This window comes from Proteus sp. FZP2095 (assembly GCF_023701425.1).
GTDB lineage: Bacteria > Pseudomonadota > Gammaproteobacteria > Enterobacterales > Enterobacteriaceae > Proteus > Proteus cibarius.
On the sequence record NZ_JAMQBJ010000001.1, the window covers coordinates 1,582,790 to 1,598,717 of the forward strand.

14 protein-coding genes and 1 pseudogene are annotated in these 15,928 nt (G+C 36.9%); 3 read left to right on the forward strand and 12 right to left on the reverse strand.

The genetic code is table 11. From position 1 onward, the window contains the following. Positions 1 to 51: 51 nt before the first annotated feature. Together aroC and prmB are read right to left on the reverse strand one after the other, a co-directional pair. Entirely contained in the window at positions 52 to 1,137 is a 1,086-nt protein-coding gene (aroC, locus tag NBG71_RS07695; protein ID WP_075670574.1) for a chorismate synthase, read from the reverse strand. An 84-nt stretch (positions 1,138 to 1,221) separates the two neighbouring features. Then, on the reverse strand, positions 1,222 to 2,154 hold the full coding sequence (prmB, locus tag NBG71_RS07700; protein WP_075670572.1) for a 50S ribosomal protein L3 N(5)-glutamine methyltransferase: 933 nt from the start codon (positions 2,152 to 2,154) through the stop codon (positions 1,222 to 1,224). A 590-nt stretch (positions 2,155 to 2,744) separates the two neighbouring features. Between prmB and smrB the strand changes: the two genes are divergently transcribed. Next, positions 2,745 to 3,287: an endonuclease SmrB gene (gene smrB / locus NBG71_RS07705; protein ID WP_075670570.1), complete on the forward strand. Its 543-nt coding sequence runs from the start codon at positions 2,745 to 2,747 to the stop codon at positions 3,285 to 3,287. 89 nt (positions 3,288 to 3,376) lie between these two features. Here smrB and sixA read toward each other — a convergent pair whose 3' ends face one another. From sixA to NBG71_RS07725, 4 genes are all read right to left on the reverse strand, one after another. Next, entirely contained in the window at positions 3,377 to 3,850 is a 474-nt protein-coding gene (sixA, locus tag NBG71_RS07710; protein WP_250916737.1) for a phosphohistidine phosphatase SixA, read from the reverse strand. A gap of 388 nt (positions 3,851 to 4,238) precedes the next feature. Then, complete coding sequence (gene fadJ / locus NBG71_RS07715) at positions 4,239 to 6,395, reverse strand: fatty acid oxidation complex subunit alpha FadJ (protein WP_156733733.1); 2,157 nt, start codon at positions 6,393 to 6,395, stop codon at positions 4,239 to 4,241. Next, a complete protein-coding gene (fadI, locus tag NBG71_RS07720) occupies positions 6,395 to 7,699 on the reverse strand; it encodes an acetyl-CoA C-acyltransferase FadI (protein WP_075670562.1) in 1,305 nt (434 codons plus the stop codon). The genes fadJ and fadI overlap by 1 nt, the downstream gene beginning before the upstream one ends. Before the next feature lie 234 nt (positions 7,700 to 7,933). Continuing rightward, positions 7,934 to 8,230, reverse strand: a complete 297-nt coding sequence (locus tag NBG71_RS07725) for a YfcZ/YiiS family protein (protein ID WP_075670560.1) — start codon at positions 8,228 to 8,230, stop codon at positions 7,934 to 7,936. A gap of 345 nt (positions 8,231 to 8,575) precedes the next feature. Here NBG71_RS07725 and fadL point away from each other — a divergent pair, with 345 nt between their 5' ends. Further along, entirely contained in the window at positions 8,576 to 9,937 is a 1,362-nt protein-coding gene (gene fadL, locus NBG71_RS07730; RefSeq protein WP_250916738.1) for a long-chain fatty acid transporter FadL, read from the forward strand. A gap of 83 nt (positions 9,938 to 10,020) precedes the next feature. Here the strand turns inward: fadL and mlaA are convergent, their stop codons facing one another. The 4 genes from mlaA to NBG71_RS07750 form a co-directional block, all read right to left on the reverse strand. Continuing rightward, a complete protein-coding gene (mlaA, locus tag NBG71_RS07735) occupies positions 10,021 to 10,761 on the reverse strand; it encodes a phospholipid-binding lipoprotein MlaA (RefSeq protein WP_075670556.1) in 741 nt (246 codons plus the stop codon). A gap of 207 nt (positions 10,762 to 10,968) precedes the next feature. Further along, positions 10,969 to 11,865, reverse strand: coding sequence for an AAA family ATPase (locus tag NBG71_RS07740; RefSeq protein WP_250916739.1), 897 nt, complete (start codon positions 11,863 to 11,865; stop codon positions 10,969 to 10,971). A gap of 296 nt (positions 11,866 to 12,161) precedes the next feature. Then, positions 12,162 to 12,344 carry a GDCCVxC domain-containing (seleno)protein gene (locus NBG71_RS07745; RefSeq protein ID WP_219495190.1) on the reverse strand — a complete coding sequence of 61 codons (183 nt, stop codon included), beginning with the start codon at positions 12,342 to 12,344 and terminating at the stop codon, positions 12,162 to 12,164. 105 nt (positions 12,345 to 12,449) lie between these two features. Then, positions 12,450 to 13,007 (reverse strand): fused DSP-PTPase phosphatase/NAD kinase-like protein, encoded by a 558-nt coding sequence (locus NBG71_RS07750; protein ID WP_219495191.1) that lies wholly within the window; start codon positions 13,005 to 13,007, stop codon positions 12,450 to 12,452. 322 nt (positions 13,008 to 13,329) lie between these two features. Between NBG71_RS07750 and NBG71_RS07755 the strand changes: the two are divergent. After that, positions 13,330 to 13,558: pseudogene (locus NBG71_RS07755) on the forward strand (DNA polymerase III subunit theta). A 359-nt stretch (positions 13,559 to 13,917) separates the two neighbouring features. Here the strand turns inward: NBG71_RS07755 and NBG71_RS07760 are convergent. Both NBG71_RS07760 and NBG71_RS07765 read right to left on the reverse strand, forming a co-directional pair. Further along, positions 13,918 to 14,172 carry a colicin E3-like toxin immunity protein gene (locus tag NBG71_RS07760; RefSeq protein WP_046335368.1) on the reverse strand — a complete coding sequence of 85 codons (255 nt, stop codon included), beginning with the start codon at positions 14,170 to 14,172 and terminating at the stop codon, positions 13,918 to 13,920. Between the two features lie 10 nt (positions 14,173 to 14,182). Further along, positions 14,183 to 15,913, reverse strand: a complete 1,731-nt coding sequence (locus NBG71_RS07765; protein WP_250916740.1) for a colicin E3/pyocin S6 family cytotoxin — start codon at positions 15,911 to 15,913, stop codon at positions 14,183 to 14,185. Between the last annotated feature and the right edge of the window lie 15 nt (positions 15,914 to 15,928).

Sequence of the window (15,928 nt, forward strand, 5' to 3'; positions counted from 1 at the left end):
CGAACATCAAACTTACAACAGTTTATCGACCACGTTATTGATGTAGAATGATTACCATTGCATTAGCGGAGGTACAACATCACCACATTGACCACGTTGGCGCAATGCATGATCGAGCAATACAATTGCCATCATTGCTTCTGCAATAGGGATAGCGCGAATTCCCACACAAGGATCATGACGACCTCTGGTTATCATATCGACTTCTTCACCATCACGATTAATTGTTTTTCCTGCAATAGTAATGCTAGATGTTGGTTTTAAAGCGATATGAGCAACAATAGGCTGACCACTGCTAATCCCACCTAAAATGCCACCTGCATGATTGCTAGTAAAACCATTTTTAGTGATTTCATCTCTATTTTCAGTGCCTTTTAAGGTTACAACACCAAAACCATCACCAATTTCAATTCCTTTAACTGCATTAATACTCATTAACGCGTGTGCTAAATCTGCATCTAGTCTGTCAAAAACAGGCTCACCAAATCCGGCTGGTACACCTTCTGCAACCACAGTCACTTTTGCACCAATCGAATTGCCTTCTTTTTTAAGCGCACGCATGTATTCATCAAGTGCTTCTAAACGAGAAGGATCTGGGCAGAAAAACGGGTTGGTTTCAACGATAGACCAATCAACTAGATCACAAGTAATTGGGCCTAGCTGAGAAAGATAGCCTTTTACTTCAATACCCATTTTCTCTTTTAGGTATTTTTTAGCGATTGCACCAGCAGCAACACGCATTGCAGTTTCTCGTGCAGAAGAGCGCCCACCACCACGATAATCACGCAAACCATATTTTTGCTCGTAGGTATAATCAGCATGACCAGGGCGAAAAACATCTTTGATTTCACTGTAATCTTGGGAGCGTTGATCAGTGTTTTCAATCAATAAACCAATGCTTGTTCCTGTTGTAACACCATTAAATACACCTGACAAAATGCGTACTTGATCAGGTTCACGGCGTTGAGTGGTATAACGCGATGTTCCGGGTCTACGTCTATCTAAATCAATTTGTAAGTCAGCTTCTGTTAAAGGTAATCCAGGAGGCACACCATCAACAATGCAACCTAATGCAATACCATGAGACTCACCGAAAGTAGTGACTCTGAATAATTGTCCGATACTGTTTCCTGCCATCCCTTTATTCCTATCTTTTACTGTGTGATGTTATCAATATGTTATTTGTGATAAATAACAATCTACCGTCTCATTGCTGTTACATCAATGTTTATCAGTAGAAAAACACGCTGAATATTCGATGAGCTGTTCACGAGTCAGCATAAAGACACCGAGCCCACCATTTTCAAACTCAAGCCATGTAAATGGAACCTCAGGGAATTGCTCAATTAAATGAACCATACTATTACCCACTTCACACACTAAAATACCTTTTTCACTCAGATATTCAGGCGCTTTTAGCAAAATTTGTCTTGTAATATCAAGACCATCGATACCTGAAGCTAATGCTAACTCAGGTTCAACTTGGTATTCATCAGGTAAATCGCCCATATCTTCAACATCAACATACGGAGGATTTGTCACAATAATATCGTAAGGTGTTGGAACAATGGCATTAAATAAATCTGACTGCATTGGATAAACACGATGCACTAAACCGTGGTTTTCAATATTAAATTCAGCTACTTCCAGTGCATCTTCAGAAATATCAACCGCATCAACTTCAGCATCTTCAAATTCATGAGCACAAGCAATAGCAATACAGCCACTTCCAGTACATAAATCAAGAATACGAGTTGGTTCTTGCTGAATTAAACCATCAAAATGATTATTAATTAATTCACCAATAGGAGAGCGTGGGATAAGAACACGCTCATCAACATAAAATTCGTGACCACAGAACCAAGCGCTATGCGTTAAATAAGGAACTGGGATTTTTTGCTCAATACGGCTTTCGATAAGCGTAATAATTTCCATTTTTTCAGAAGTTGTTAACTTAGTTGATAACAGTGCATCTGGAATATCTAAAGGAAGTGCAATGGTTGGTAATACCAGCTGTAATGCTTCATCCCACGCGTTATCTGTGCCATGACCATAGTAAATATCAGATGAATTAAACTGACTCATAGCCCAACGTAACATATCTAGGATCGTGCTTAGATCAGCAACCGCTTCCTCTTTTAGTGTTATATCCAAAACTGTTGTCCTCTGAAGAAATAGAAAGTCTGTAGTTTGCCATGAAGATTGCGATAAATCAGCGGGAAACCATAAAAAAACATCACTACATTATTATTATCTTGATCATACCCATACACTTATTATGGTTTTAAACTTCAATCAGGTAATCAAAAGCAAAATTTATGATCTATTCATAAATAAAGATTAGCGTTTTATACTTTTAATTTAACTTTCATTAGCAAGAAAATGAAACTAGACCATACTTAGAGTATGAAAGAATTAACTGTGTACCAAAATGCGCCTATAGATGTTTTTCATTCAATATGCAGTCACTTGAAAGCAAATAACTAATTTAAAAGACTATTTAAATATCTTTTTATCGTTTTTTATCGAAACCTGAAGATATAGTAATATTTTATGTTCCACAGATATTATAAGTAGAGCAACTTATTAACTAGCCTATATTTGCTAACTATGTGACTATTTCGGCAGGGTAAATTCCCTGCTTTTTTTTACGCTAAATTTATGGCCTATACTTTTTTATCTCTGACACTATTTCATGTACTATTGCCTTATAAAGACAGTAACACTATGAAGAATCGTAAAAAATGAATAAAAAATTTTCATTACCTCCTTCTGAAATTGAGTTGTTTCAGGAGATGATAAAAGGTACTAAGAAATTACCTCAAGATAAAATACTTCATTCGCCAAAACGTAAAAAAGTGACACATTACGCGCCTGAACGTCTGCAACAAGAGCAAGTTGATGCCTCTTATTATTTTTCAGATGAATTTCAGCCTAACTTAGCCACAGAAGGCCCAATGCGCTATTTAAGGGAAGGCGCTAATGCTTATGAATTAAAAAAGCTACGTCGTGGTGATTATGTACCTGAGTTTTTTCTAGATTTGCACGGATTAACACAGTTAATTGCAAAACAAGAGATTGGCGCATTGATTGCGGCATGTAGACGAGAGCATGTTTATTGTGCCTGTATTATGCATGGGCATGGCAAACATATTTTAAAACAACAAACACCTCTTTGGTTAGCACAACACCCTGATGTAATTGCTTTTCATCAAGCCCCTAAAGAATGGGGAGGTGATGCCGCATTATTAGTACTCGTAGAAAACGACGATATTGCTCGCCGCTAAACCTCAAAAATTCTATTGCATTAACCCTTAAATCACCTATCGGGTGAAATAAGGTGTTAATTATTTACTTAGTTAGTTGATTTAAATTTTTATTTCAATGTTGAGGGTGATACTTGCCATAGCAACTCCCCTGCACCTTTTGATAAATCAAAATCAACACAGGCAATGGTTGATGTTGAAAACATAGGAGCACATACCGCAGGGCAGAGTTCAGCGACAACATAACCCACTAAAGGTAAGTGAGAAATAACAAGAATATTTTTATATCCTATATCACCCAAGGCACGTAAGTAATGTGCAACATGTGAAGGATTACCTCCTGGGATAAGTCCATCATCTGTTTCTATTTTATTAGGGAGCGCTAAATCTGCTTTTACTGCATCCAATGTCTGTTGAGCACGTAAATAAGGGCTGACTAAAACATAATCAATTATATGTCCTTGCTTTATCATCCATTCAGCCATTTTTATTGATTCACTTTTTCCACGCTCAGTCAGTGGTCTTAGTGCATCACTGGCAGCATCAAGAGCCGCTTCTCCGTGGCGCATAATAAAAATTTGCATAGTAAATTATCAAACCTATTTTATTTTTGTAATTACTGGTATTTACAGTTTTAAGATACTTAATTTAATTCAGTTTAAATCAATATATCCCCATATAAAAATCTTCAATACCCTAATTGCAATAGCATTATTAATCTTTTTAAGATCATGCCGTTGGTTTACAAATCAACATCATTTTCAGAATTTTATTTTAAAAAATTTCGTTTTTAAATTTATTTTCAAATAACTATTTTGCCATATCTGGCTATCATTAACACTTTCGACCTCTTTTTCCATTAAAAATTCATCAATTATTAATCTGACGCAAAAAGTACAAGAAAAAAGGCGCCTAAGCGCCTCAATCAAAACAAGTGTCACAAAAGGAAAAAGCAATGGTAAAGTGATGACCTTAATCGTAAAAACGTTCATTTCGTTTAGCCATTTCGACTAAACGCTCACAAGGGCGATATTTTTCTCCGTATTTATCGGCAAGTTGATTGAGCTTTTCTGCCACTTTTGTTGTTCCCATACTGTCCATATAACGGAATGGACCACCAAAAAAAGGAGGAAAACCGATACCAAATACAGCACCAATATCACCATCTCGTGGTTGCTTTATAATATTTTCATCTAAACAACGAACGGCCTCATTTAACATTAATAATAAACAACGCTCCGTAATTTCAGAGGAAGATAATTGGCTTTTAGGTTTAATTCGTAATAACCGATATATAGCCGGATCAGGCTGTTTTTTATTTTTACTTAAAGAAAAAGGTAATGCATGTTTTGCATAAAGATAAAAACCTCGTCCATTTTTACGACCATTTCTATCATCAGCAATAATGGCATCCACAGCAGGAGGAGAGGCAAATCTGTCACCAAATGCATTCACTAATATTGGTGTTATTTTTGTGCCAATATCGATACCCACTTCATCCAATAACTGAATAGGCCCTACGGGAAAACCAAACTGAACAAGTGCTTTATCAATATTCTCAATAGGTTCTCCTTGTACTAAGCATGTCAATGCTTCACTGATATAAGGAGCAAGAATACGGTTAACATAGAATCCTGGTTTATCACCAACAACTATTGCAACCTTGCCCTGCTTTTTCGCAAAAGCTACAGTTGTAGCAATCGTTTTTTCATCGGTATTTTCATGCGGAATAACTTCAACCAAAGGCATTTTTTCTACTGGACTAAAATAGTGAAGCCCGATCACTTTTTCTGGGTATTTTGCTGTTTCTGCAATTTTATGAATAGGAAGTGAAGAGGTATTTGAAGCAAAAATGATTTTACCTTTTCCTACTTCTTCGATATCTGCGACCATTTTCTGTTTTAAAGCCAGATCTTCAAAAACCGCTTCAACAATAATATTTGATTGATGAAAACCGCTATAATCCAATGAACCCGAGAGTAGCCCCATTTGACGTTGACGTTCGCGTGGAGATAACCTTTTTTTGCTTACTTTGGCTGAAAGCGCTTTCCAACTATAATTAAGCGCCTGAGCAATTCCTTTATCGCTAATATCTTTAATTCTTGCTGGTAAATTACCTTTTGTTACAGTCACAAAAGCAATACCACCGCCCATTAATCCACCACCTAAAATACCGATATGGTGTAAATTATCTGGTTTCTCGGATGATCCAGTTTCATTTTTAAGTGCCGTAGAGGCAAAAAAGAGATGTCTTAATGCCGATGAAACGGGTGTCATCGCTAGTTCACCAAACGCATTAGCCTCTTCTTTAAAACCTGTTTGAATATCTTTCTCAAGGCCTCGTTCAATAACATGAAGAATACGCTCTGCAGCTGGATAGTGGCCTTTCGTCTTGGCTAATGTGCGTTTTTTTGCTTGCCCAAACAATATATTTCTACCTAAAGTCGTATTTGCCCAAAAGCGATCCATTATCGAATGTTTTTTCTGATCTTTTTTACCTGATAAAATCCATTTAGCTGCAACTTCTAATAGAATATCTTGTGAGACAACATCGTTTACAAGGCCTAATTTTAAGGCTCGTTTCGCATTAATTTGTCTACCCGTTAAAATCATATCTAACGCAGATGTCACACCAATAAGACGAGGTAAACGTTGAGTTCCGCCAGAGCCTGGTAGTAATCCAAGTTGCACTTCAGGAAGCCCTAAACGTGTTTTATTATTATCAGAACAAATTCGTCCATGACAGGCTAAGGCTAATTCAAGCCCTCCACCAAGGCATGCACCATTGATAGCCGCTACAACAGGCAATGGGTAATTTTCAAGTTGCGTAAAAAGATCCTGCCCTGCTTTTGCTAATGCACTCGCTTCTTCTTTGGTTTTACAACCCGCAATCATGGAGATATCCGCACCCGCAATAAAACTGTCTGTTTTACCCGAAGTGATAATCAATCCTTTTACACCGGAGTGTTGCTGAGCCTGCTTTAAAACATCTTGAAACTGCTGTACAAACTCTGCTTTTAGTGTGTTTACTTTTTCACCAATAACATCAATAGTGATAATGCCTACTTTGTCATTACGAACTGAGAATTGAAAAACAGATGATTTTTCTAGTGTTGTTTGTTGTTCCATTATTCCACCTCCAAAATCATCGCTGCACCTAATCCACCAGCCGCACAAGCAGTGGTTAACCCAAATCCTCCACCTCGACGTTTAAGCTCATGTAGTGTCTGTGTGACCATTCTTGCGCCAGTCGCTGCAAATGGGTGCCCATAAGCAATAGAACCGCCTAGCACATTAAATTTATCCATATCCACTTCTCCAATCGCCTTGGATAATCCTAGTTGCTCTTTAGCAAAACGCTCACTGGCAAATAGTGTCAAATTGCTTAATGTTTGTGCAGCAAAAGCTTCATGCATATCAATTAACGTTAAATCACTCAATGCAAGACCAGCGCGAGAAAGCGCAAGTGGTGTGGCATATGATGGTCCCAATAGCATATCTTTCCAAACATCTGTCGCTGTAAAAGCATAACTACGCAAATAACCTAAAGGCTGATAACCGAGACTTTTGGCAACAGATTCTTTCATCATTAATACAGCGGCTGCGCCATCGGTTAATGGCGTACTGTTTGCGGCAGTGACACTACCATGGCGACGATCAAAGGCTGGTTTGAGTTTGGCATAAGAATCAAGAACTGAATTTTTACGAATATTGTTATCTTGATGAAAACCTTCTTTGTAAGGTGGGAAAAACGCAGTCATGACTTCATCATCTAATTTACCCATTTCCCATGCTTTCGTTGCTAATTGATGAGAACGATGCGCTAATTCATCTTGAGCAACTCTGGAAATATGATAAGTCTTTGCCATTTGCTCCGCTGTATCTCCCATACGCAACCCCGTTGAATATTCAGCAACTGCGGGTGCCACAGGAAGGAGATCACGAAATCGTAATTGGCTTAAATAACTTAATTTCTGACCTAATGATTTGGCCTTATTAAGGCTTAATAAAACATCCGCAAGCTTTTTACTAACGCCGATAGGCAAAACTGAAGAAGAGTCTGCACCACCAGCAATACCGACAGAAACATGTCCAGCCATCATGCTTTCAGCAACATTAGCAATCGCCTGAAAGCTTGTTGCACATGCTCTTGTTACACTATAAGCATCAGTTTTTACACTTAACCCTGCGCCAAGAACAATTTCTCTGGCAATGTTAGGTGCCTCTGGCATTTGAACCACTTGACCGAAAACAAGTTGATCAATAATTTCGGGAGGAATTTCATTGCGAGTCACTAATTCTTGAACCACTGAACGCCCTAATTCAACTGCAGGTACTCCTCGATACGCAGTCGCTTGTTTAGCAAAAGGTAAGCGTAGCCCGCTGATAATGGCGATGCGATCTTTCATAGCACTGTTCGTTGATGACTTCATAACGGCTCCTGACAAAATGATTTCCTAACACCAAAGAGGTCTGACCTGACAATAGTGTTAACAAAAATTTCACCTTTCAGAAACGTCATTTTACGAGAAGTGGGAGTTAGCGCTCAATATTTCGATTAAATGTCTGAAACTTAACAATAATGATAGAAAAGAGAATGGGGTGAACGAGAGATATAAAAAAGGCTGTCGAATTTCAACAGCCTTAAATCTATTAATTTCAGAGGATTAACGTAATCCTAACTGGAAAATTAGGTTTTCTGCTTCACAAGAGAATGTAAAATCAGCGGTAAGTTGAACACCACCATCAACATCAGCAAATTGTTGATCGATTTTGCAAGGCTCTGAAGCGATAGATTGTGCTTTTGCACTAAGTTGATCTAACATTGCTTGCGCTTGTGCTTTATCAGCGAAGACATGCTGATATGACGCTGTGCAATTCTTATTGTCAATAATAGTACCCACATCTACACAACAGCAAGCAGCGGTTTCTTCTGCACTACAACGATTAATTGCGTCTGCCATTTTAGTCTCCCAACGAAAGAAATGTTAATTATCTATCATAATCGCAAAAAAATAAAATAAACTGCTTTAGCTCAAATTTTATTACAATTTTACAAAAATAATTGATTATTCTGTTTACTTAACAATCAAAAACATCTTTATTGGCATATTTTGTGAAAAATATGTTAACCAAATCTCAATTATTGAATCTAAATGGAAATATTTTCAAAACATACTTGCAACATTTGGGGTAATCAACTTTATACTTAATCAACTGGTCTGATTTGTCATAACGACAACCGCACCTAAAATCCAGCGCTTCTAATCAGAAGTTACTAACTTAAAAAAATTATGAGGGTTTAGGTCATGAACCGTAAAAACCTGTTTACTCGCACAGCACTAGCTGCCATTGTAGGAGCAATTTCCTCTCAAGCAGGCGCTGCCGGTTTTCAGTTAAATGAATATTCTACTTCAGCACTAGGGCGTGCATTTTCAGGGGAAGGCGTTATCGCCGATGACGCAAGCGTAGGTAGCCGTAACCCAGCTGCACTTACCATGTTCGATCGCCCTGAATTCTCTGTCGGTGCTATCCTTATTAATCCAGGCGTTGATGTTAAAGGTAAATCACCTCTCACTGGCACTGATACCACTGCAAAAGATATCGCACCAAGTGCATTAGTCCCTAATATCCACTTTGTTGCCCCTATTAATGATAAATGGGCGATTGGTGCATCAGGTACCACAAACTTTGGTTTAGCAACAGATTTTCCAAGCGATTATCCTGCAGGACTCATCGGTGGTAAAACCGATTTAAAAACCATGAACTTAAACTTAAGTGCAGGTTATCGAGTAAATAATCAATTTAGTGTTGGTTTAGGGTTAAATGCCCTTTATGCTGATGCTGAAATTACTCGTCATGTGGGTGAAGCAGGTAAAGTTTTAGGTTCCAAATTATCAAATAGCTCAAACCCTCAATATCAAGGATTAGGTAAATATTTATCAAGCCTATCGCCAAGTGACCGCTTTGCTCAATTGAAGGGTGATGCATGGGGCTTTGGTTGGAACGCCGGTTTATTATATGAATTCGACGAAGGTAACCGTATTAGTTTCACTTACCGTTCTAAAGTCAAAGTGAAATTTAAAGATGGTGAATACCAAAATGATCTACCACCACTGCCTGCACTTAATGATATGGGTATTATTGGTACTAACGGTGAAACCATTAAAGGTAAACTTGACCTTAATTTACCTGAAATTTGGGAATTTGCCGCTTATCACCGCGTTGCACCAAAATGGGCGGTACACTATAACTTCGCTTATACAAGCTGGAGTGCTTTCGAAGAGCTAAGAGCCACTCGTAAGAGTGATGGTCAGCAACTCTTCAAGAAAGAAGAAGGCTTCCGTGATGCATGGCGTGTTGCTTTAGGTACAACCTATTATCACGATGATAACTGGACATTCCGTACTGGTATTGCTTTTGATGACAGCCCTGTTCCTGCTGATAAACGTTCAATTTCTATTCCTGACCAAGACCGTTTCTGGTTAAGTGCAGGGGCAACCTACGCATTTAACAAAGATATGTCTGTTGATGTTGGCTTAGCGTATATGCACGGTAAAAAAGTCACCATCAAAGAGAAACTGGCTGAAACACCACTTTCACCTACCTATGAATTCGAGTCATCAGGTAAAGCATGGTTATACGGTATGAACTTTAATTACCGTTTCTAATTTTTCACTGTGCTTTTTATACAAAAAATGGTCTTTTTTAAGACCATTTTTTATTTATTCATCAAGCTAACAAAGATAATAAACTAATCGATAGAATCTAAGTCATCCTCAATGGCTTTCGCATTAGGATTTTCTTTTACAGTGCCATCTGCTTGGAAGTCGTTACGCTGGAAATAAGCTTCGCGCATCATTAAGTATGGATCAGAAGAATTTTGTAAAATCGCATCAGAGTCGAGCAATTGTGCCCGTGTTTCAATGCCCTCTAATGCCCACTTACCTGCTGACATCCAAAATGTTAAATAACTCAGCATAGGATACGTTAAGTCAGCCCAGTCACCGCCCTCTTCACGGACAGTAAAGCTACCATAGCCCGGTACAACCACATAAGGGCCATAATCCATACCATAATGACCTAACGTGCTACCAAATCGCATTGGGACTTCTTTTTCCATCGTTTCTTTAGACATACCAGCAACATCTATTAAGCCACCCATGCCAAAAACGGTATTAATCCAGAAACGACCAAAATGTTTTGCCCCCTTCTCAAAGTCACCACGCAATACGCTGTTTACCATACTTGCCGGCTCTTCTAAGTTACCTAAAAAGTTAGATAAGCCATTTCTTGCTGGTGGTGGCACATAATCACGCCAAACAACCGCAACAGGGCGTAAGATATAGGGGTCTAAAACATAGTAGTTAAAATCAAACATCTGGCGGTTGAACCCTTCCAATGGGTCAGAGCGCCCCTCCCCATTATTAGGGGTACTTGCACATCCTGAAAGTAAGGCGACTGAAAGAGCAACACCGCACAGGCGATACTTCATAATGTTCTCCGCTAATTATCTTATGATGGACAGCATCATAGTTCGCATATTCATAAACTCTACACATAATACTGTCAATGCATGATAAGTGGTACTTTTATTAGGCTTTGATCTTATAAGATAATTCGGTTTTTGTGATTATCTTATCGAGCTGATTTAAAATATTAGCCCAATATTATGGGCTAATATAAAAATCTATGATGTTATTTAATTATATTCTTTTATCACTAATCGCTCTTCTGGATCAGGGTACGAAAAATGCTGTGTAATAAAATCAAACTCTACTTCTGTGGTTTTAAACGGATTCTCATCTGATTGATTACGTAAAGATAATCGTTTTTTACACTCAGCACTTTCTACTTTCAAAACATGAAATAAATAAGGCATTCCCGTATTATCAGCTAATGATTTTAGCCATTTTCGCTGCTTTGGTGTATTCGCTGGAAAATCCATAATAACGGTATTTCCAGCATTAAGAAGAACTGCAATATGTTCGCTTAATACCCCCTTCACTAACTCACTTTTTTCAATATAGTCAGTTACTGTCTTTATTTGATTTGGATAAAGTCGCGATAACCATTCATCTTCATTGATTAATACCGTTCTGGGCGATTTAGCAAATGATTTTGCTAACGTTGATTTACCAGAAGCAATTTTTCCACAGAAAAAATGCAAACGAGCATCAGAAGATGATTTTAATAAATCAGTTCCATAAGAGTTATCTATAACACAAAGCCATTGGTCATTAATAAGTTTAAAAACATAAGTGGCTTCTCTTACTGTATTAAACTTTCCTTCATTTGGCATATTTGCACTTAAAAGTGTTTGTGCTAAAACAAGTGCACAATCTTCACCAAAAATAGCTTTCACTCTTCCTTGAGAAACTTGTAATGAGTGATTAAAAAATCCAGCAATTGTCATAAATGCTTTTTTTAGTGAAGGCTTACCAGAAACATGCAAATCATCTTTAACCACTAACGTGCCATTTTCAGTATAAAAACTCATTAGATACTCAAAATTTTCGTCAGTAATAGCTTGGTCTGCATTTACAATTAGCTGCGTTAGAGATTGGGTATGTTGATCAACTTCTTCTGAAGTAAACATTTATTGTCCTTATCTTTATCTTTGTACCAGATAAGGAGTTTAAAAATAAAAAAACCCGCTTATCTGGCGGGTTCTTAATACAACCAATCCCCACCACTAAGTGATGGTAATAATAATTGCTGGAGAGGTTGTGAAATATGACATAAAAATAAACCTTATAAATAGACTAAATAAAATCTAGCAGTAATTTATTTTTTAAACAAGAATATATTTTTAAAATCAAACCAATAAATTAATTGATATTTAATTTACCTTTGAATATAAAATTATTTTATTTAACTGTTATAGATAAATAATTATTTTCTCTCATATTGGCAACCACATGATGTTTTTCCAGATAATTTTGCTTTTTGAATCGGTGGGCAAAGTACTGTTCCATAAGAACAAAACACACAACAATCGCCTTCAAGGGGGTTTAATAGAGTATGACAATACGGGCAAGTGATTTCTGACATCAAGTTAATCTGATTGTCTGACATTTTATTTCCACATAAATTTATAAAGATCATCTTTATTATTTAGCATACGCTATTTTCATTTCTTAAATAGCATATTAAATCAATAGTTTATTTATCTGCAACCTGTTAATTAAAGACTTGTTGTTTTATTGAGGAAATATCAACTTCTTCTAAGTATTGAACAATATTAGGAAAAAAGAGTTCGTGATAGCCATATTCTTTTTTTCTTAATTCAGCGATTGCCTGCTCTTTTGTCCAATTCTCAAATATTAGCCGATACATTGCTATAACAGTCCCTGTGCGATCACTGCCATGCCAACAATGCACTAACACAGGATCAGACGTGCTATTTATTTTACGTAATACCTCAATGACGTCCTTATCATTAATTCTACCTGCGTTCATTTTTACGTGAAAAGTTTCTAGTTGCGTGCCTTTTACATCATCACTATCACTATGATATTCACGTAAGTTAATAATCGTCTTGATACCTTGGGCTTCTAACCATTTCATTTCACCGCGTGTTGGTTGCCCTGAACGATAAACTTTTTCTGAAGCTTGATAAAAATTTTCAGGAGGTACGAGGACATCAGTAGGCCTAGAATTACACCCCACCAGCAGAAAAAAATAAGTAATAAATAAAAACTTTAAATATCGAATATCATTAATTGATTTTATATCCATATAAAAACCTAAATTTATTACTGATTATTGAATGAGGAAGCAAAATAATAGCGATAATAGCGTGGATTGATAAACACTGCTCTAGGAATAATTTCTAAATTTACAAAATAGGTAATAGATAGCGTTCCCTACAGACTCCACAAACAATGGAGTTGATATTGATTTATATGTGGAAATTATAGAATTTAAAATATTTTACCCAATCAAGAAAAGTGAAGTTAATTTGTAGATCGAACCTGTGAGAAAGGTGATACTTTTATACCCTCCCTTCATTTTTAATCCCCCTCCTCGCTATACTCTCCAAAAACTAACTGGATCCGATATGAACTTAGCTAATCTAACTCAAGAAGAAAAAGACAAGATTAATGTCGATTTAGCCACAAGTGGTGTCGCATATAGAATGTCTAAACATGCCAGTCGTTGCGTCCGAAGTTGAACAACAACAACTGGCACATTTGCGAGAGTACTTTAATGAACGGTTAGCGTTTTATCGTGAGAGTAGTAAGAAGTTGCCAGATGGAAATTCAGTGCAGTATTTGAAAATAGAGTAGTGCGATGCTTAAAGAAATAGATCCTTTTGATAAGAAAAATATTCTCGAATCTACCCGCAGAACATTAGATAGCATGGTTAAAGATGGTTTGCTAGAGAAAGTGTCCAGTTACGAGTGAAGACAAAATAAATACCAAAGCTCAAGTTCATCACCTGGTGTTCGCTGTGTAGTTAGTCGGTATGGCTTACGAGGAGAGTGTTGCCTGGTGAAATACGAAAATGACGGAGAGGATTTTATTGAAGGTGAGTGTGTTAAGACTGATTAACTTACTGATTTTTCTAGATCGTCATTTGGAACAAAAAAGCCTCCGCTAAGAGGCTTTCAAAACGATACGAATAAATATTATATACGTTTGTTCATTACCACTTATCACGATAATCAAATGCTACCTGGTAATCGTATTTATTTAGTTCAATTTTATGTTTGATATATTTCTGTAGGTAAGGAACCCATGCGGAAATAACATCGAAGCTACCTGCATTTATGATGTTTTCTGTCGGATTAACAGTCTGTTCAATAACCGTATCGTCATCTCCCAGATCGACCGAATATTCTTCACCAATAAAACTTTCAGTCTTTTTATCGAACCAAGTTAAATCAATTTTCAATCCCATAATATTATCCTTACAAGTATTTTTTGATATTACGTTTTGGATCAGCAGGTTTCAACTGATTGCCCGTCTTTGGATCAAACGCGCCAAGATACTGACCATCGCTTGCACGATAACCTTCAATTTCACCATGTTGATAATCCCATTCATAAATTTTACGCCCTTTATCCCCAATCCAGCGCTTACGAGTACCACCCCCACCTTGTTTCGGTGTTTTATCTTTCCCTCGTTTTAATTCTCCCAATCCTTTAATTTCTTCAGTCTTAGGTGCTGGGTGATAATCATGACCTTTTTCTCTAACACCTTGGCGTTTTTTATCCTGCTCAATCTTAACTTTATCCTCAGCAGCTTTTTTCTTTCCCTCTGCTTTTTTTCGTGATTCGAGAATGGGAGCCAGTTTTTTCTTTGCATCTTCGATTTGAGCGTGGGTTTTTAAAATTGAATCACATAAAGCACTTAAAAGAGCTGCAACAGCAAATAACTGAGGCCCCTTAATAGACTCTTTAGCTAATTTTTGAACAACTATGTTAGGATAGTCATTAGGCCGACTCAAAATTGCTTTTAATAACTCTTTGTCATTAAATTTAACTTCTTGTTTTGTTATTTTTAATTGCTTGCTGTCCTGTTTATAAATAAGAGGATTTTTAACAGGATCGGCTAACGCCAAACCTTCTGGCGTGGCTTTGAGTTTATTAATAACAGCAACTTGAGCCTGATATTGTTTATCAATATCAGCTAATCTTTTTTTTGCTTCTTCAAGTTCTAATAATGCGGCTTCTAAAGGATATAGAGTCGACCATTCAGCCCATTCTTTTTCCACTATTTGCTTTTCATTATTTATATCAATAACGTCAATAATAGAGACATAAAGAGCTTCATGCTTTCCGCCAAAATCAACAATCGCATGATGAGTCTTTAATTTAGATGAAGGAATATAATATCTAGCATTAGGCTTAGAGTTGATGACTACCTGTTTATTTTTATCTACTTTGTTTTCAGAAACGCTAATACGCACTGACTTTGCGCCTGCAATAATAGGAGCGGTATAAACATTAGGTGTGCTTGTTGCTGTTGCTTTTACGATTGGAATACTAATAGCCTGACCCGTTGATACAATGGTTCGTTGCTTTCCAGTATTCTTATCTAAAGCAGACATAACCTGAGTATGTATACTTAATGATGTTTTTTTACCAATGTTGCTAATTTGATTAGTAACAATATCAGCAGGCATGGTTGTAACTTTACGAGATTTATTTCTATCAAAAATATCTCTGTCTAAAACACCGTATTTTCCCAGCAGAGCCATTTCAGCTTGAGTAGACATAATATTACTACTTGGCCACAATCCTTCGATTGCAATTCCGACACCTGTAACTCTAGCCAGTTTTGGAGCAATAGAAATTGCTTCTAATGCACTAGCTCTCAACGCTGTCAATGACTTAGAAAAGACACTCTTAATATTAGCGGAAACAAATGGAGTTGATGTAAAACTAAGAACACCTTGATAGGTAAGGAAACCTAAAGCAGGGAGACCAGCTGATGCCATTACTAGCTTTTCAGGATATTGGTTTAAATCAATATCAGAGGCATCTTGAATATCTCTTTCTCTTTCGTTTCTGTCTCGATCTTCATCGTCATTATCTGTGTAATTTGAGTTATCATCTTCATCATAATCATAGTAATCATGACTACTGACGCCATCGGTTATTTCAATCCGAATATCTCTATCTTCATTATCACTCATATAAATTCCTTTTTA